Source organism: Mammaliicoccus sp. J-M41 (assembly GCF_022385935.1).
Taxonomy (GTDB): domain Bacteria; phylum Bacillota; class Bacilli; order Staphylococcales; family Staphylococcaceae; genus Mammaliicoccus; species Mammaliicoccus sciuri_A.
Map to the genome: position 1 here is coordinate 76253 of NZ_JAJNIR010000007.1, position 18271 is coordinate 94523.

Sequence of the window (18271 nt, forward strand, 5' to 3'; positions counted from 1 at the left end):
CTAACATGAAGATTGTAGACTATGAGTTGTTTCAAGTACCACCGCGTTGGTTGTTTCTAAAAATTACGACGGACGAAGGTATCGTCGGATGGGGTGAACCTGTAATTGAAGGTAAAGCTCAAACTGTTGGTGCAGCAGTTGATGAATTTATGCAACAGTTGATTGGCAAGAATCCTTTAAATATTGAAGATCACTGGAATATGATGTATAGAAGTAGCTTTTATAGAGGTGGTCCAATTTTAATGAGTGCCATTTCTGGCATAGATCAAGCATTGTGGGATATTAAAGGTAAATATTATAACGCGCCTGTTCATGAATTATTAGGAGGGGCATGTAGAGAATCTATGAAAGTATATTCATGGATTGGTGGTGACAGACCTCAAGATACTGCGAACGCTGCTAAAAAAGCTTTTGAAAATGGTTTTGAAGCAATCAAAATGAATGCAACTGAAGAATTACAGTATATAGATAGTTATGACAAGATAGAAAGTGTTGTTCAACGTGTAGCTGGCATTAGAGAAGCAGCTGGCAATCAGTTAGGTATTGGAATTGATTTTCACGGGCGTGTTCATAAACCAATGGCTAAAGTATTAGCGAAAGAATTAGAGCCATACAATCCGATGTTTATAGAAGAACCAGTGTTAAGTGAAAATATAGAAGCGGTTAGAGAAATTAGTCAAACGACAACTATTCCTATAGCGCTAGGGGAAAGACTATTTTCAAGATGGGATTTCAAACCTATTTTAGAAAGTGGATTTGTCGATATCATTCAACCTGATTTATCACATGCTGGTGGTATAACAGAATGTAAAAAAATTATTTCTATGGCAGAAGCTTATGATGTAGGTGCTGCACCTCATTGTCCACTTGGACCTATCGCTTTAGCATCATGTCTACAAGTAGATGCAACTTGTCACAATGCTTTTATTCAAGAACAAAGCTTAGGCATTCATTACAATAAAGACAGTGATATTCTAGACTATATTACAAACAAAGAAGTATTTGAATTTAAAGATGGATATGTAGATATTCCTAAAAAGCCGGGCCTTGGTGTAGAAATAGATGAAGCACATGTCAGAAAAATGGCGGAAGTCGGGCATGATTGGCATAATCCAGTTTGGAGACATAAAGATGGAAGCATTGCGGAATGGTAAATATAACGTATGTTTATAACATGATTAAAGGCTGAGACAATGATGTCTCAGCCTTTAATTGATTTCTCTATATTCATAAACTTGAAGTGGGTTGAACTTTATTAAATAATGATTATACCATGTGCTTAATCCATATTTTTGTTTGTAATGTTCTAAAGCTTCATCTATATAACCTTCAGATACGTCTAAATAATTACTTAGTTCAAATTTATTATGGACACCTGATTGGTATGCTTGCACAATACTTTTTAAAGGTATAATTTTTTCAAATCCTAATCTTCTTGCTTTATGCTCGAATTTCCATTTCCATAATTCACTTGTATCGAGAATATCTCCATAAGATATATCATGATGGGCTAACTCTTCTCCTAGCACTTCTAACTTTTCTTTGTTAGATAAATCATCTTTCAATAAAATTAATCCATCTACATATAAACCTTTCAGTTGATTTGGAAGGTTACTTGTTTCTTTAATCACGATGTGTTCATTATTGATAAGTGTTTTTTCATATCTATTCAAATTATCCCCACCATATTATCCGTTTAATAAATCATTTGTTTTGATGCTTTAGAAAATCAACATATTCTAATACTTTCTTCAATTCTTCTTCTGTTAATTCTCCATCTAAATGTGCTGCAATCGTTTCTGCAGTAGAGTTATAAGTTTGTTTAGCTTCCCCGTCTAAAATATAACTGACACTTACATCAAATAACTTTGCCATTTCTTCTATTTTCTTCATCTTTGGTGCTTTTCTTCCTGTTTCCCAATATGAAATGGATTGTTTTGAAACTTGTAACGCATCTGCTAATTTTTGTTGCGTCCATCCATTTTTCGTTCTTAATAAACTTATTTGTTCAGAGAGTTTATTTTGAGACACCATAAGTTTCCCGCTCCTTATATGATTGATACTCTTATTATAACCTATAGTTATATTTTATCAATAATTTTGTAGAAAAATATAACTAAAAGTTATTGACGTCAACCAAAAGTTATATTATAGTGTAACCAAGGAGGTGATACACATGGTTAAAATGAACTTCAAAACAGATAAAGTAAATTTGAATTATTCCGAAGAAGATAACAGAATCCCAATTGATCCAGACAAAGTTAAACAATTTATCGCAATGATAGGTGGGTTCTTAGGTGCACTATATTTAGCATTGAATGCATCTGGTATTTCGGTAGAATGGTTGAATCCTCAAAAGTTAAATGCGTGGATGAACGTATTAAACACAGGTATACCTATTGTATTTGTGCTTTATGGTATTTGGAAAAACACATTCATTTTTACAAATCAATCACGTGAACAAGAAAAGTTCTTAAAAGAATCTGGTAAAAAATAAAAAATGAGAAAGGATGTTTGAATGTTAACAGCTATAACTTATTTAACTAAAAAAGGATGGGAAATTTCATCAGACCCGAGAACGTACGATCAATATCCGAAAAATTATGGATATAGAAATTACAGAGAAGATGGTATAAATTATGATGCCTATTGTAGTGGTTATCATAGAGCATTTGATGTCTATAGTAATGAAACGAATCAAATTCCAGCTGTTACTAGTGGAACAGTTATATTAAGTGAACCATTTGGTAATTTCGGAGGCACAATTGAAATTAGAGATAATAATGGCAATGATTGGATTTACGGACATATGCAAAGAGATACATTGCAATTTTCTAAAGGTGATAAAGTCATTCAAGGTGACATCATTGGTTTACAAGGGAATAGTAATTATGACAATAATCCGATGAGTGAACATTTGCATATCCAATTACGTCAAAAAGGTGAAGACATTTCTAAAGAAGTAACAAGAGTGTGCAGTGGTATGCCAATTGAAAATTATGACATATCCAAACTTAATCAAAAATTAGATCAATCTAACAATAAAGGAGCCGTTAAAATGAGTAGAAAAATTATGATTGTAGCAGGGCATGGATATAATGATCCGGGCGCAGTAGGAAATGGAACAAATGAAAGAGATTTTATTAGAGCAAATATCGTAGACAGAGTAGCAAATTATTTAAAACAAGCAGGTCATACAGTTGGAATATATGGTAAAGACCAAGATATGTATCAAGACACAGCATACGGCGAACAAGTCGAAAATAAAACAGATTACGGATTATATTGGGTTAAATCACAAGGTTATGAAATTGTAGTAGAATTTCATTTAGATTCAGCAGCCGCATCAGCTACAGGAGGTCATGTTATTATTCCAAGTGGATTAGCAGCAGACAGTATTGATACAGCATTACAAGCAGCCGTGAAAAAACATGTAGGTACTGTTAGAGGCATTACAGAAAGAAGTGACCTATTACATTGTAACGTTGCTAAAGCAGAATATATCAATTACCGATTAGTAGAATTAGGATTTATTACCTCAACAAAAGATATGAATTACATTAAAAATAATTTAAATGCATATACAAAATCACTAGCAGAAGCCATTAACGGCGGTGCCCTCAATACAAATCCAACAACATATACAGTCGTAGCAGGAGATACACTATGGAGTATCAGTCAAAAAACAGGCGTTACCGTAGCAACATTAAAGAAATTGAACGGATTAACATCAGATGTCATACAAATCGGACAAGTATTGAAATTAAAATAGGAGACAAAATAATGAATAAAAATGCAGAAAAAAATACCTTAACCATAAAAATTATACAATGACGGCCATCATTAAATAACATTATGTAAGGTATCCGAATAAATTTAATATACCACAAAACCCTCGCTATCAACAAACAAATAGCGAGGGTTTTAAATGTAAAAAACTGTATAAAAAGTAATTGACAGAATATTATGAATTAAATATATTATTCTTAAGACGTATTGAATTTAATTATTTCATTCAAATTACGCTCTATCGTGATACTTATTACTGGTATAAATATTGTTTGTTGAAAGATGCAAGAAGAGGTGAGACTCAATAATGAAAAAATTAATTTATACATTAATAGCAAGCATTATGGTCATTTGTATAATTTTATTTACGATGAAAAATATTGATGAAAAAATAGATGTAATTAATCCATTAGTTAAAAGAGGTTGGAGTTATGCTAAGGTTCCATATAGTAAAGATGTTGAACATTTAAGTAAGCAAGAAATTATAAATATCCAAGATTATAAAGATATTGAATCTTATGATGAAAATGGTCATAAAAATAACTACTTATTGGACTTTAAAGGATATAGTCCTTCTGAAAAATATGTAAAAATTGATCACAAAGGTAAGTGGGTTTATTTTATAGAATATATCAGTAAATCAGAGTATGAAAAAGTGACTAAACAATAAATCTTGTAAATGTTTTAAGATAACAAATTACTAAATAATATTTTTGGAATACAATATTTAAAACGGCTAGGACATTATTGATTGTCATAGCCGTTATTTTTTTGAGTTGTAAAGTATGGTGGATTTAGTAACAAAAATCGGGCGAAGTGTAACTAAGGGGGTCTATAGTAACAAAAATCGGGCGAAGTGTAACTAAGGCAGCCTATAGTAACAAAAGTTGGTCGAAATGTAACTAAGTGCGTTCATAGTAACAAAGGTCGTAGGAAGTGTAACTAAGTCGACCTATAATTACAAATCGTATAAGAAGTGTAACGAGCGACATACGATTCTTTACTGCTCATTCATAGTTTTACATAATTTTAATCAAACAAACTGAACTATAAATACTCTGTGTGGTATGATGAGTATGGTGATGAGATATGATAAAAATTGGCCTAACTGGATGGGGAGATCATGATTCTTTATATGAAGACCTGTCTAATAAAAAAGATAAGTTAAAAGCATATGCTGCTCATTTTCCTATTGTGGAATTAGATGCAACTTATTATGCGATTCAACCGCAACGAAATATTGAAAAATGGATTCGGGAAACGCCTAATAATTTTAAGTTTGTTGTTAAGATTCATCAGGCGTTAACAGGTCATGCTGAGGTAACTGATTTTGCTGAAGACAAAATGACATTGTTTAATTTATTTAAAGATTCGATGGCACCGTTGAAAGCATCAGGAAAGTTAGCGATGATTCTCGTACAGTTTCCACCTTGGTTTGATTTACAGCCTCAAAATATTAATTATTTACGTTATGTACGTGAGCAATTAAAAGATTTTGATGTTTGTATCGAATTCCGTAATCGTACTTGGTTTAAAGAAGATGTTAAAGAGTATACGTTGGAGTTTTTAACCGAAATGAAATTTATTCACAGTGTTTGTGATGAACCACAGAGTGGAGAAGGGTCTATACCACTTATTAATCGTATTACGCATGATGTTGCTTTCGTCCGTTATCATGGTAGAAATGTAAACGGATGGACGAAGAAAGATATGACAGATCAAGAGTGGCGTGATGTCAGATATTTATATGATTATAATGAAGCAGAACTTAAAGAGTTAGCTGATAAAGTTAAAATTTTAGAGCATAAAGCGAAAGATGTTTATGTAGTATTTAATAATAATTCTGGTGGACATGCTGCACAAAATGCCAAAACTTACCAAAAGTTATTAGATATAGAATACGAAGGTTTAGCGCCTAAGCAACTTAAATTATTTTAGAGGTGACAGGTATGGCATATTTAGTGTTAATTATTATAGGTGTATCGTCTGCAATATTAGGGGCGTTAGTTGGAATTGGTGGCGGAATTATTATTGTTCCGTCACTCGTATACTTTGGTATAGACCATCAATTATTGGCTGGTATGACACCACAAAGAGCGATTGGTACATCATCTGTTATTTTAATTACAACGGGTTTAACAGCAACATTAGGCTATTTGAAAACGAAGCAAGTTGATGTAAAAAATGGATTGATATTCTTAGTGGGTATTATTCCGGGTGCTTTACTCGGTGCATATTTAAGTAAGTATTTTACTTTAGATTCATTTAATTTGTACTTTGGTATTTTCTTAATCTTTATTTCTATCGTATTAATGATACGTAATCATGTGAAACCAATAAAGTATTTCCAACAAGAAAAGTATTTAAAATCATTTACAGATAGATATGGCGAACATCATAAATATGGTGTACCACCGTTTGTTGCTATTGTTTCATCATTTATTGTTGGTATAACGACTGGTTTATTCGGTATCGGTGGTGGTGCATTAATGACACCATTGATGATTATTGTATTTAGATTCCCACCACATGTTGCTGTTGGTACAAGTATGATGATGATATTCTTCTCAAGTTTATCAAGTTCTGTCAGCCACATTGTACAAGGTAATGTACTTTGGGTACATGCGATTGTATTGATTATTTCAAGTTACTTTGGTGCAAAAATCGGTGTAAGAATAAATAGCAGAATGAAGTCAGACACTGTCGTTTTAGTTTTAAGATTTACAATGTTAATCTTAGGTATATATTTGATTATAAAAAGTGTTTTATAAGGAGTTGGATTTGTGAAACTCACGATATTTCATACAAATGATATACACAGTCATTTAAATACATATGCCAAAATATCTCAGTATATTAAAGACGAAAGAAGTAGATGTCAGCATGATACACTATATATTGATATAGGTGATCATATAGATTTATTTCATCCTTTAACAGAAGCATCACAAGGTAGAGAAAATGTTAATATTTTAAATGACAGTCACGTAGATGTTGTAACAATAGGTAACAATGAAGGTATGACAATATCTCATGATGCCTTAAACCACTTATATGATGAAGCTCAGTTCGATGTTACTTGTTGTAATTTATTTGATTTAGATGGCAATTTACCAAATCATATAACTTCTCATGTTGTTAAAGATATTAATGGTATTAAAGTATGTATGATTGGTTTGACAGCACCATTTAATCATATTTATGAAAGACTTGATTGGAAAGTGACGTCACCATTACTTGCGCTAAAGAACGAAATCGAACAAGTGGAAGAATCATATGATGTACTGCTCGTACTTAGTCATGTCGGCATCTTCTTTGATGAGCAAATTTGCAAAGAATGTCCGGAAGTAGACGTTATCTTCGGTGCACATACACATCATTACTTTGAGAATGGCGAAGAACAAAATGGTGTGTTGATGGCAGCAGCTGGTAAATATGGGCATTATGTTGGTAAAGTAGATTTAGTTATTGAAAATCAAAAAGTTATTCATAAAGAAGCGGTAATTATTAATTCTGACTTAATTGAAGAAGTTCCAAATGATTATGAAGAAAAAGGTAAGGCATTATTAAATAAACCGATTCTTAAAGGGAATTTTTCATTACCACGACGACTTAACAGTGCAAGTTATACAACGGATTTATTATGCGAAAGTGTATTAGAATTTACAGGAGCAGACTGTGCAATTATTAATGCAGGTCTTATTGTTAAAGGTAAGACAGGTAATGAGTTAACAGAATACGATATTCATCAAATGTTACCGCATCCTATAAACACTGTTTCAGTAGATTTAAGAGGTGTAGAACTTAAACAAATTATCTATAAAGCGATGGAACAGTCCTATATGGATGAAGTAGCATTTGGATTTGGCTTTAGAGGGGATATTTTTGGAGGATATGTATTTAAAAATATCGGCTATATTGAGTCTACAGGTCAATGTTTTGTGAATGGAAAAGAAATAGAAGATCATGAACAATATAAGCTCGGTACAATTGATATGTACACATTCGGAAGATACTTCCCAATATTGAAAGATATGAATATAAATTATATTATGCCAGAGTTTTTAAGAAATATTTTTGAACAAAAGTTATTACAACATGAAAAGAAAGTGTAATGAGCATTTAAATTTATACTTATATTCGTTATAATATATAAAGATGAAAATTAATAATAGAAGGGTGTTCACGTATATGGCTACTAAAAATGAAGAAATATTACGTAAACCAGACTGGTTAAAAATAAAATTAAACACGAATAAGAATTACACAGGCTTGAAGAAAATGATGCGTGAGAAGAATCTTCATACAGTTTGTGAAGAAGCTAAATGTCCAAACATTCACGAATGTTGGGGTGAAAGACGTACGGCTACATTTATGATTTTAGGTGCAGTTTGTACGAGAGCATGTCGTTTCTGTGCAGTTAAAACAGGTCTTCCAAATGAGTTGGATCTAGATGAACCACAACGTGTAGCAGAATCAGTTCAACTTATGAACTTAAAACACGTAGTAATTACAGCTGTAGCAAGAGATGACTTGAAAGATGCTGGTTCTAACGTTTATGCAGAAACAGTACGTAAAGTAAGAGAGTTAAATCCATATACAACGATTGAAATTTTACCATCAGATATGGGTGGTAGTTATGAAGCATTAGAAACATTAATGGCTTCTAAACCAGATATTTTAAACCACAATATCGAAACAGTTAGACGCTTAACACCAAGAGTTAGAGCACGTGCAAAATACGACCGTACATTAGAATTCTTAAGAAGATCTAAAGAAATGTACCCAGATATTCCTACGAAATCTAGCTTAATGGTTGGACTTGGTGAAACAGTTGAAGAAATTTATGAAACAATGGATGATTTACGTGCAAACGGCGTAGATATTATGACAATCGGTCAATATTTACAACCATCACGTAAACATTTGAATGTTCAAAAATACTACACACCTTTAGAATTTGGTAAATTAAGAAAAGTAGCGATGGAAAAAGGCTTTAAACATTGCCAAGCTGGTCCAATGGTACGTAGTTCTTATCACGCAGATGAACAAGTTAATGAAGCTGCTAAACAAAAACATATTCTAGGTGAACAAGCACTTAATAACTAATAAGGTGATTGAATGTTAACTAAAATAGAAAATAACTATTTTGAAGTGATTAAAGATGATCAGAAATCTTTCAATGAAGAACAATTTACATCACGTTATTCTGAAATTCTAGATAAATATGATTTTATTGTTGGTGACTTTGGTTACGAGCAACTTCGTTTAAAAGGCTTTTATCATGATTCTAATAAAAAAAGTGATGCAAATAAGCGATTCTCTGCCATTCAAGATTATATATTAGAATATTGTAATTTTGGATGTAAATATTTTGTGTTGAGACGATTATCTAAATCTGAGATATCTAAATTAACAGCAGAAGAAGCAACTTTCATAGACGAAGAACATAAATTAGAAGATGTTAAAATAGAGCCAACAATTCAGCAAAACACTAAACAAGAGCAGCAAAACAAACAACAAGAAGCTGAAACAGTAGAAATAGAAGAAGACGTAATTGAAGAACAACCTACATCTAAAAATACTTTAAAAGATTATTTATAAACGAAAGAGCCCGGAAAATTCCGGGCTCTTTCGTTTATTGAGCTATAGCGAGTGTTGTGAACACTATTGTATGAAGTTGATTGTATAATATAGGTGCGTTAGTAACAAAAATCGGTCGAAGTGTAATTAAGAGGGTCTATAGTAACAAAAATCGGTCGAAGTGTTACTATGGAGGGCCTATAGTAACAAAAGTCTGTCGAAGTGTTACTATGGAGTGCCTTATTTACAAAACTACTGAGAAGTGTCATTACTGGACTTCTTATTTGCACTTTCGGCCAAACTTGCTAATAACGGCACCAGTATTTGCACTTTCGTCCAGACCTGCTAATAACGCTCACACTAAAAAAATACATACTTAATTCAACCTTATATATCTATAACATCATGTAAATATTCTGTTACTTCTTCGCCTTCTTCTTCTGTTAAACCGAGGATGTGACTAATATAGCCTTCTTCTTCTAAGTCATCTTTACCAATAATACCAAATGTATTGTTTTGAGTATTGAGTACCATTGTTTTTCCATAATGTCTATCTGTATAAATCAGTGTTAAGTCATAGCGACTGTGTTCACCGACAAATCCTACAAATTGTATTTTCGCTTCATCTTGCTCATCATATAAGAACATATCTATCATGTTTAGCGACTCCTTTTTAAAAATCTTTCTTTACTTGTATAGTATACAGAGCAATGCCCTACAATTCAAAATTATGATATGATGATATATGGATAGGAGGTCTTCTACATGTATTTCGTAGATAGCAAAACTTTAACTTTAAAATTAAATTATTTAGAAAAATTGACGGTAGATTTTGAAAGCGAGAAAAATTCTCCATATGCTTTAGAAAGAATCGCACATATGATGATTGAATCTGTAGTCGATATTGGGAATTTGATTATTGATGCATTTATTTTAAGAGATCCTGGTAATTATAAAGATGTGATTGACATTATGGAACTTGAAAAAGTATTCCAACCTTCAACTGCTGAAGCAATTAGAACATCTATTGATTACAGAAAAGAACTTATTCGAAATTATGAAAACCTTGATCACAATCAATTAAGAAAAGCTTTTGAAATTGCGACACCATTTTATAAACAAGCAATTGAAGATACAAAACATTTTTTAGAAAATGAAAATGTTCCCGTAACAGCTTTTGGTGAAGGAGATAAAAATGAGAGATTATAAAGGTTATTTTATTGATATAGACGGCACAATGTATAAAGGTACGGAAGTTATTGAAGGTGCAATCGAATTTATAAATTATTTAAATGAAAATAATAAAGATTATTTATTCGTTACAAATAATTCTTCAAAAACACCTGCTGAAGTAGCAGAAAAATTAAATAATATGGGTTTTCATACTTCAAGTGAACATGTGATTACTTCTGCAATGGCAACGGCTGGATATATAAGTGAAGCTTCTCCTGGCGCATCAGTGTATATGGTAGGAGGAAGTGGATTAGAAACTTCTTTAAAAGATGCTAGCTTAGTTGTGAAAGAAGATGAACATGTTGATTATGTTGTAATGGGCTTAGATGTGAATATTTCTTATGAAAAGCTTTCAGTAGCATGTTTAGCCGTTAGAAATGGTGCAAAATTCATATCTACTAATAAAGATGTTTCGATTCCAAATGAAAGAGGATTTTTACCTGGGAATGGTTCATTGACAAGCGTTGTAAGTGTATCGACTGGACAGACGCCAGTATTCATCGGTAAACCTGAAACAATTATTATGGAACAAGCTATTGAAAAAATTGGTCATGCTAAAGAAGATTGTGTCATGATTGGTGACTTATATGACACTGATATTTTAGCTGGAATCAATAGTGGCATTGATACATTACATGTACAAACTGGCGTAACATCTTTAGAAGAAATTAATAAAAAAGAAGTATTACCAACATATAGCGTTAAGAATTTATTTGAAGTTATTAAGTAAATTCACATAAGGAGCTGAGAACATGAATGAGAAAGTACTTGTTGCAAGACAATTACCAGAAAAGTTTATCAATCAGATTAAAGAATATGCAGAAGTAGATGTTTGGAACAGCGAATTAGAACCAATGCCTAGAGAAGCATTTTTAGAACGTTCTCAAGACGCTACAATTGTCATTACGACATTAAGCGAGCAAATTGATGAAGAATTTTTTAACAATGCAACGCGTATAAAAGGTGTCGTCAATTTAGCTGTTGGTTTTGATAATATTGATGTGAAACTTGCTGAAGAAAAAGGTGTTGTTGTAACAAACACACCAGAAGTTTTAACAGAAACGACTGCCGAATTAGGCTTTACGCTAATGTTGACAGCAGCAAGAAGAATTGTTGAAGCGGTTCAATATGTACATAATGGTGAATGGAAAAGCTGGGGGCCTTATCTTTTAGCAGGAAAAGATGTGCACGGCTCAACAGTCGGTATTTATGGTATGGGCTCAATTGGAGAAGCTTTTGCTAGAAGATTGAAAGGCTTTAATTGTAAAGTACTTTATCATAATCGCTCTAGAAAAGAAGAAGCTGAACAGCAATTAAACGTTGAATATCGTACATTGGATGAATTGCTTAATGAGAGTGATTTCGTAGTTTGTACAGCGCCATTAACGCCTGAAACAAAAGGTATATTCAATCGAGAAACATTTAAAAAAATGAAAAACTCAGCTATTTTAATTAATATCGGACGTGGTGGTCACATTGTAGAGTCTGATTTAATTGAAGCAATAGAGCAACAAGAAATTTTAGGTGCTGCATTAGATGTTGTTGAAAATGAACCTATTTCAGATGATCATCCATTTTTAAAAATGGATCAAGTGATTGTTGTGCCACACATTGGTAGTAGTTCAATTGCAACGCGAGATAAAATGGTGCAACTATGCGTAGATAATGCTAAACAAATTATGTCGAACCAAGAACCAATTACACCGGTTAAGTTAAAATAATCAAACCAAATTAATAAATAAAAACAGGCTGGGACATAATGAAATGTCTCAGCCTGTTTTAGTTTTTTGGCAGTATATGACTGATTCGCTCCCTTTTTATTTACATATATTGCTAATTTTTTACATATAATTCTTGATATTCGATTATGTATAGAATATAATGATGAAATAGAATAATTACAAAATTAAAACACAAGGAGATTAACAATGGAAAAAATTAGGGATATTATAAACTCTGAAAATTTTAAACTGATTGGTTTAACGATTTTCTATTTACTAATCATGATTGTGTTATTTTGGATTTATGCTGGTGGAAGCGCAAGTAATGATTTTATATATAATGAATTTTAATGAAGGAGAAAGTTTATGAGGGACATCTTAGAAAAAGTAACATTTATGAATAAGTGGCATGCTGATAAGGTTGCTATAAACTATAGAGATGAAGTAATAACTTATGGTGAATTAGATCTTTATTCTAATAAATTAGCTACTTTAATTAAAGGTTCTGGAAAGCCGATAGTACTTTATGGTCATATGTCACCTTATATGATTGTGGGAATGATTGCGAGTATGAAAGCAGGCATTGGTTACGTTCCAATTGATACTTCTATTCCATTAGAAAGAATAGAGCATATCATTGAGAAGGTTGAGCCTGTTTTTATTTTGAACACAACTGGAAATTTATTGAATAATTTACATGTAAAGCAAATAACGATAGAAGAAATACTTGCTGTTGAATCAGGGGATCAAGACTTCAATAGAATAACTGATAAAGATATTGTTTATACAATTTTTACATCTGGCTCTACAGGGTTTCCTAAAGGTGTACAAATTAGATATGAAAGTCTAGTTGATTTTACAGAATGGATGCTGGAATTAAATCAAATAGGCGAGCACAGAATGTGGTTAAATCAAGCACCGTTTTCTTTTGACTTGTCTGTAATGGCCATTTATCCATGTTTAATGACAGGTGGTACACTTCAACTTGTTGATAAGAAAATGATTGAAAAGCCTAAACAATTATATGAATTGCTTGAACATAAAGCAGTAGAAAGCTGGGTGTCTACACCTTCATTTTTAGAAATGTGTCTGTTATTACCTAATTTTAATGAAACACATCATCCGAAATTAAAACAGTTCTTCTTCTGTGGAGAAATATTAAGTCATAAAACAGCTCAGAAATTACATGATTTGTTTACGACATCAACTATTTATAATACATATGGACCAACTGAAGCTACAGTTGCTGTAACAAGTATACAAATCACACAAGAAATATTGGATCAATTTAAACCTTTACCAATAGGCAAAGTACGCCCAAATAGTGAATTGAAGTTAACAGATGAAGGTGAATTAATTATTATTGGTAAAAGTGTGAGCCAAGGTTACTTAAAAGATGAAGAGAAACATAATAAAGTGTTTAAAAACATTGATGGCCAATTAAATTATCATACAGGGGACAAAGCGTCTTATCGAGATGGCTATTGGTTCATTAACGGAAGAATTGATTTCCAAATTAAGATTAATGGGTATCGCATGGAACTTGAAGAAATTGAAAGCGTACTTGAACATTTGCCAGACGTTAAACAAGCTGTCATTTCACCAATTAAACATGGTGAGAAAATCCAATATTTACATGCAACAATTGTACCAGTAGCTGATGAGCTAGATAGTGAAAATGACATGACAATGCATTTGAAACATGAATTGAAATTACATTTACCAGAATATATGATTCCTAGAAAATTCAGTTATGCTAAACAGCTACCTTTAACGGCTAACGGTAAATTAGATCGCAACAAAGTATTAGAGAGGTTAAATTCATGACACCATATGGCGATTTTACTTATTTCTACATCTGTTTAATCTTAATGTTACCCGTTATTATTTTAGGATTAATCGGTAAGAAAAGTCTTATTTACAATAGGTTAATAACCTTAATTATGCTTGTCTTAATATTTTCGGATGACAGTAAAAATTTATTCGATAATCAATATTTGAGTTATCAACTTATTTTCTTTGCATTGTACGTATGTTATCAAGTTGTTTTGATTAGAACTTATAATACGCTCGTGAAGAAAACGAATAACTTTAAGTTATATGTGAGTGCAATATTGTTATCTATATTACCGTTAATTGTTGTCAAAGTATTACAAAGTAGTTGGCTTGGAACACATCAACTTACAATACATGGTAATAGAGTCATTGAATTTATTGGATTCTTAGGAATTTCTTATATTGCATTTAAGAGTATTCAACTCATTATGGAAATTCGTGATAGTCGTATTAAATCTATCGATACGATGAAATTAATAGATTTTATTACGTTCTTTCCAACAATCTCATCTGGTCCAATAGATCGATATAAACGATTTATTAAAGATGAAGAGAAGACGATAGAACCTGAAAAGTACTATGAAATGCTTATCAAAGCGATACATATGGTGTTTATGGGATTCTTGTATAAATATATTATTGCTTATTACATTAATGAATATGTGATTAAAGTTGTACCAATAGACACGGATCCGACATTTTTAAATTACTTATATTATATGTATGGTTATAGTTTCTATTTATTTTTTGATTTTGCAGGATACAGTTTATTTGCTATTGCATTTAGTTATTTATTTGGTGTACAAACACCAGTTAACTTTAACCAACCATTTAAAGCTAAAAATATTAAAGATTTCTGGAATAGATGGCATATGAGTTTATCATTTTGGTTTAGAGATTGCGTATATATGCGATTTGTATTTTGGGTATCTAAAGAAAAATTATTAAAAGATAAATTATTAATATCTAATTTAGGATTTTTCTTAAATTTCTTTATTATGGGTATTTGGCACGGTATTGAATGGCACTATATTTTGTATGGTTTATATCATGCAATGCTATTTATTGGATATGGTTATTATGAACAATGGCGTAAAAAACATCCTATAAAGATGAATCCAAACATTATGAACATAGTAGCAATTCTTATTACATTCCATTGTATAGCATTTGGATTTTTACTTTTCTCAGGCAAGTTAATACATTAAATAAGGGAGTTATATTATGAATTTTGAAGAGAGTGTTTTAAATATTTTAGCAGAAGTTGCAGAAAACGATATCGTTAAAGAAAATCCTGATATTGAAATATTTGAAGAAGGCATTATCGATTCATTTGCGACAGTAGGGTTATTATTAGAAATTCAAAATAATTTAGGCATTGATGTAACAATTACTGATTTTGATAGAGATGAGTGGGCAACACCAAATAAAATTATAAATGTACTTAAGGAATTACAATGAAATTAAAGTTATTGTTACCATTATTAATAAGTGGTTTATTATTCGGTTTATTTTTACTCGTACCAGTAGAATGGATTAAATCATTTTCAAAGTATGACAGTAATAATAACGAAGCGATATCTTTAGATGATACAGTACTAAAAGGTGTGCACTCACAAGAAGAAATGTTATTAAGTAAAAATTTCTATCCAATCTTTGGATCAAGTGAATTGGAGAAACAAGACATCTTTCATCCAGCGTATATCTTGAATGATAAAAAAGTGAAATTGCAACCATATCTAATAGGTACGGGTGGATCAACTGATTTAATTCATGCAATTAATATGGGGAGCCAAGCACATAATCTGAAAGGTAAAAAAATAGCGATTATTATTTCGCCACAATGGTTTACAGATCATGGACTGACTAATGATAATTTTAGTGCTCGATTTTCACCGTTACAAGCTGATCACTTATTTAAAAATAAAGTGTTAAGTCCAGAAATTAAAGATCGTTTTGCTAAAAGGTTAGTGCAATTTAAACAATTAAAATCAGACCCATACTTAAAATCAGTCATAGAAAAAGAAAATCATCATTATGATGAAGGGACATTTATGAATGATTTTGAAAAAAACATCTATGAAAAACACGACGCTTTGAAATCGATTTTTGGACAAGAAAAAGCAAAGTTACATAGAAAAGAACACCATCATTTTAATCATATGAATTGGAATGATTTGAAGTTATACGCTTCAGAATATGGCGCACAACATTCAAGAACAAATAAATTTGGTATGAATGATAAATATTGGCATTTATTAAAGCAGCAACGTAAAAGATATAATCGTAATTATGAGTTTAATATTCATTCGAAAGAATTTGATGATTTACAATTATTAATTGATACTTTAAAAGAAGCCAAAGCAGATCCATTATTCATTGTTATTCCAGCAAATGGAAAATGGTATGATCATATCCATGTTGATAAAGAAAGACGTGAAGCGGTTTATGAGAAAATCAATCACATGATTCAAAAGAACGATATGAAAGTATATGATTTAACCGATAAAGAATATGAACCGTATGTTATAACAGATGCTGTTCATATAGGATGGAAAGGCTGGGTATATATTAATGAACAAATGATACAACACATCAATGGAACATATGATGGAAAAGTGAATAGACAGTATCATTAATATTACCTAGGAAATAAAAAACAGGACATCGTCTTATAAACGATGTCCTGTTTTTTATTAATTATGAAGTTAGAATACTTGTTCTACTTCCACTACGCCAGGTACTTCTTCTAATAAAGCACGTTCTATGCCGGCTTTTAGCGTAATAGTAGAACTTGGGCAAGTACCACAAGCACCAAGTAGACGTAATTTAACAATCCCGTCATCAACATCTACTAGTTCACAGTCGCCGCCATCACGTAATAAGAATGGTCTTAACTTTTCGAGTACATCACTAACTTGATCAAACATTGTTTGTTGTTCGGTAGCCATATATATTAATACTCCTCTCATCAAGTGTTATTAGATACATTAATCTTATTTATCTATTATAATAGAAATAAGGTAAAAAATCTATTCATGAAACTAGGGGGATGCTAAAATGTCCAAGGCAAGTATAGTAATTTATGGGGCTGATGTTGTATGTGCAAGTTGTGTAAATGCACCATCATCAAAAGATACATTTGAATGGTTACAAGCAATTTTAGGAAGAAAATATCCAGAGTTAAACCTTGAATACACATATATTGATATTATGAATCAAACTGAAAATTTAACAGATCACGACCAACAATTTATAGAAAGAATAAACGAAGACGAACTATTTTATCCACTCGTAACAATCAATGATGAATACGTAGCAGATGGTTATGTTCAATTAAAGCCAGTAACTAAATTTATAGATGAACACGTAGCAGTAGAACAATAAAAATGAATAATGTTGGGAAGATTATTTGGGACAGATGAGTTGGGGAGAGTGTAGATGTGTGATATGAGGCAAGTCTTGGCTTAATGTCCGAATAAAGCCAAGAGATCGCTGAAGTCGTGGCTTAATGTGTGAGTAAAGCCAAGAGATCGCTGAAGTCATGGCTTAATGTGAGAGTAAAGCCAAGAGATCGCCGAAGTCTTGGCTTAATGCCTGAATAAAGCCAAGAGATCGCTGAAGTCATGGCTTAATGTGAGAGTAAAGCCAAGAGATTGCCGAAGTCGTGGCTTAATGTCTAAGTAAAGCCAAGAGATAGTCAAAGTCGTGGCTTAATGTCCGAGTAAAGCCAAGAGATAGTCAAAGTCATGGCTTAATGTCCGAGTAAAGCCAAGAGATCGTTCAAGTCTGATGTGAACCCAAATATTTGACCTAAACAAATCAAATTATTGGGGTGCATTCTTATGAGGAAAAAATATGATTTTAAATTCAAAATAAAACTTGTAAAAGAATATTTAGAAGGACATCAAAGTTATAGAACAATTGCTTTAAAATATGGTGTTTCAAGTTGGTCTGTCCTTCGGATTTGGGTCAATCAATATAAAGAGTTTGGAGAAGAAGGTTTAGAAGTAAAAAATAGAAATACTGTTTATACTAGCGAATTTAAATTATCTGTTTTAAAATTTAGACAAGAAAATATGTTGTCTTATCAAGATACTGCGAATCAC

General features: G+C 31.7%; 22 protein-coding genes and 1 pseudogene. 19 read left to right on the plus strand and 4 right to left on the minus strand.

Features of this window, described 5'->3' with window-relative positions; translation table 11 throughout:
• Window positions 1–5: 5 nt before the first annotated feature.
• Window positions 6–1154, plus strand: a complete 1149-nt coding sequence (dgoD, locus tag LQ686_RS04550) for a galactonate dehydratase (protein ID WP_107565545.1) — start codon at window positions 6–8, stop codon at window positions 1152–1154.
• A gap of 54 nt (window positions 1155–1208) precedes the next feature.
• On the opposite strand, the gene LQ686_RS04555 is transcribed toward dgoD, so the two are convergent.
• Both LQ686_RS04555 and LQ686_RS04560 read right to left on the minus strand, forming a co-directional pair.
• A complete protein-coding gene (locus LQ686_RS04555) occupies window positions 1209–1673 on the minus strand; it encodes an ImmA/IrrE family metallo-endopeptidase (RefSeq protein WP_107565544.1) in 465 nt (154 codons plus the stop codon).
• Window positions 1674–1704: 31 nt separating this feature from the next.
• Entirely contained in the window at window positions 1705–2034 is a 330-nt protein-coding gene (locus LQ686_RS04560) for a helix-turn-helix transcriptional regulator (protein WP_025904388.1), read from the minus strand.
• Between the two features lie 142 nt (window positions 2035–2176).
• Between LQ686_RS04560 and LQ686_RS04565 the strand changes: the two genes are divergently transcribed.
• The 8 genes and pseudogenes from LQ686_RS04565 to LQ686_RS04600 form a co-directional block, all read left to right on the plus strand.
• The gene (locus tag LQ686_RS04565) at window positions 2177–2497 is read left to right on the plus strand and encodes a phage holin (protein WP_078099932.1); all 321 of its coding nucleotides are present in this window, start codon (window positions 2177–2179) and stop codon (window positions 2495–2497) included.
• Between the two features lie 21 nt (window positions 2498–2518).
• Window positions 2519–3772, plus strand: coding sequence for an N-acetylmuramoyl-L-alanine amidase (locus LQ686_RS04570; RefSeq protein ID WP_107565543.1), 1254 nt, complete (start codon window positions 2519–2521; stop codon window positions 3770–3772).
• Between the two features lie 324 nt (window positions 3773–4096).
• Window positions 4097–4459: a YxeA family protein gene (locus tag LQ686_RS04575; protein WP_107565542.1), complete on the plus strand. Its 363-nt coding sequence runs from the start codon at window positions 4097–4099 to the stop codon at window positions 4457–4459.
• Between the two features lie 419 nt (window positions 4460–4878).
• Window positions 4879–5727 (plus strand): DUF72 domain-containing protein, encoded by an 849-nt coding sequence (locus LQ686_RS04580; RefSeq protein WP_048540173.1) that lies wholly within the window; start codon window positions 4879–4881, stop codon window positions 5725–5727.
• Between the two features lie 11 nt (window positions 5728–5738).
• Entirely contained in the window at window positions 5739–6560 is an 822-nt protein-coding gene (locus LQ686_RS04585; RefSeq protein WP_107565541.1) for a sulfite exporter TauE/SafE family protein, read from the plus strand.
• Between the two features lie 12 nt (window positions 6561–6572).
• Window positions 6573–7904 carry a bifunctional metallophosphatase/5'-nucleotidase gene (locus LQ686_RS04590; RefSeq protein ID WP_107565540.1) on the plus strand — a complete coding sequence of 444 codons (1332 nt, stop codon included), beginning with the start codon at window positions 6573–6575 and terminating at the stop codon, window positions 7902–7904.
• 76 nt (window positions 7905–7980) lie between these two features.
• Complete coding sequence (lipA, locus tag LQ686_RS04595; RefSeq protein ID WP_025904395.1) at window positions 7981–8898, plus strand: lipoyl synthase; 918 nt, start codon at window positions 7981–7983, stop codon at window positions 8896–8898.
• 12 nt (window positions 8899–8910) lie between these two features.
• Window positions 8911–9288 (plus strand): annotated as a pseudogene (locus LQ686_RS04600) (YutD family protein); the annotation flags it as partial.
• Window positions 9289–9759: 471 nt separating this feature from the next.
• Here the strand turns inward: LQ686_RS04600 and LQ686_RS04605 are convergent.
• Window positions 9760–10029, minus strand: a complete 270-nt coding sequence (locus LQ686_RS04605) for a DUF3055 domain-containing protein (protein WP_025904397.1) — start codon at window positions 10027–10029, stop codon at window positions 9760–9762.
• A 108-nt stretch (window positions 10030–10137) separates the two neighbouring features.
• On the opposite strand from LQ686_RS04605, the gene LQ686_RS04610 reads away from it, so the two are divergent.
• The 8 genes from LQ686_RS04610 to dltD all read left to right on the plus strand — a co-directional run bounded on the left by LQ686_RS04610 (window position 10138) and on the right by dltD (window position 16801).
• The gene (locus LQ686_RS04610) at window positions 10138–10581 is read left to right on the plus strand and encodes a DUF86 domain-containing protein (RefSeq protein WP_107565539.1); all 444 of its coding nucleotides are present in this window, start codon (window positions 10138–10140) and stop codon (window positions 10579–10581) included.
• Window positions 10568–11335, plus strand: coding sequence for a TIGR01457 family HAD-type hydrolase (locus LQ686_RS04615; protein WP_107565538.1), 768 nt, complete (start codon window positions 10568–10570; stop codon window positions 11333–11335). The genes LQ686_RS04610 and LQ686_RS04615 overlap by 14 nt, the downstream gene beginning before the upstream one ends.
• A gap of 22 nt (window positions 11336–11357) precedes the next feature.
• Entirely contained in the window at window positions 11358–12326 is a 969-nt protein-coding gene (locus LQ686_RS04620; RefSeq protein ID WP_107565537.1) for a 2-hydroxyacid dehydrogenase, read from the plus strand.
• A 207-nt stretch (window positions 12327–12533) separates the two neighbouring features.
• The gene (locus tag LQ686_RS04625) at window positions 12534–12677 is read left to right on the plus strand and encodes a teichoic acid D-Ala incorporation-associated protein DltX (protein ID WP_075577785.1); all 144 of its coding nucleotides are present in this window, start codon (window positions 12534–12536) and stop codon (window positions 12675–12677) included.
• A 15-nt stretch (window positions 12678–12692) separates the two neighbouring features.
• A complete protein-coding gene (gene dltA, locus LQ686_RS04630) occupies window positions 12693–14153 on the plus strand; it encodes a D-alanine--poly(phosphoribitol) ligase subunit DltA (RefSeq protein WP_107566125.1) in 1461 nt (486 codons plus the stop codon).
• Window positions 14150–15370, plus strand: coding sequence for a D-alanyl-lipoteichoic acid biosynthesis protein DltB (dltB, locus tag LQ686_RS04635; protein WP_107566126.1), 1221 nt, complete (start codon window positions 14150–14152; stop codon window positions 15368–15370). The genes dltA and dltB overlap by 4 nt, the downstream gene beginning before the upstream one ends.
• A 16-nt stretch (window positions 15371–15386) precedes the next feature.
• Window positions 15387–15623, plus strand: coding sequence for a D-alanine--poly(phosphoribitol) ligase subunit 2 (gene dltC, locus LQ686_RS04640; RefSeq protein WP_107566127.1), 237 nt, complete (start codon window positions 15387–15389; stop codon window positions 15621–15623).
• Window positions 15620–16801: a D-alanyl-lipoteichoic acid biosynthesis protein DltD gene (gene dltD, locus LQ686_RS04645; protein ID WP_239733193.1), complete on the plus strand. Its 1182-nt coding sequence runs from the start codon at window positions 15620–15622 to the stop codon at window positions 16799–16801. Before dltC ends, dltD begins: the two co-directional genes overlap by 4 nt.
• Before the next feature lie 69 nt (window positions 16802–16870).
• On the opposite strand, the gene LQ686_RS04650 is transcribed toward dltD, so the two are convergent.
• Window positions 16871–17113, minus strand: a complete 243-nt coding sequence (locus tag LQ686_RS04650; RefSeq protein ID WP_025904405.1) for a NifU family protein — start codon at window positions 17111–17113, stop codon at window positions 16871–16873.
• Window positions 17114–17222: 109 nt separating this feature from the next.
• On the opposite strand from LQ686_RS04650, the gene LQ686_RS04655 reads away from it, so the two are divergent.
• Both LQ686_RS04655 and LQ686_RS04660 read left to right on the plus strand, forming a co-directional pair.
• Window positions 17223–17549, plus strand: a complete 327-nt coding sequence (locus LQ686_RS04655) for a YuzD family protein (protein WP_037588843.1) — start codon at window positions 17223–17225, stop codon at window positions 17547–17549.
• A 458-nt stretch (window positions 17550–18007) separates the two neighbouring features.
• On the plus strand, window positions 18008–18271 hold a 264-nt coding region (locus tag LQ686_RS04660; RefSeq protein ID WP_239703037.1), incomplete at its 3' end, for a helix-turn-helix domain-containing protein.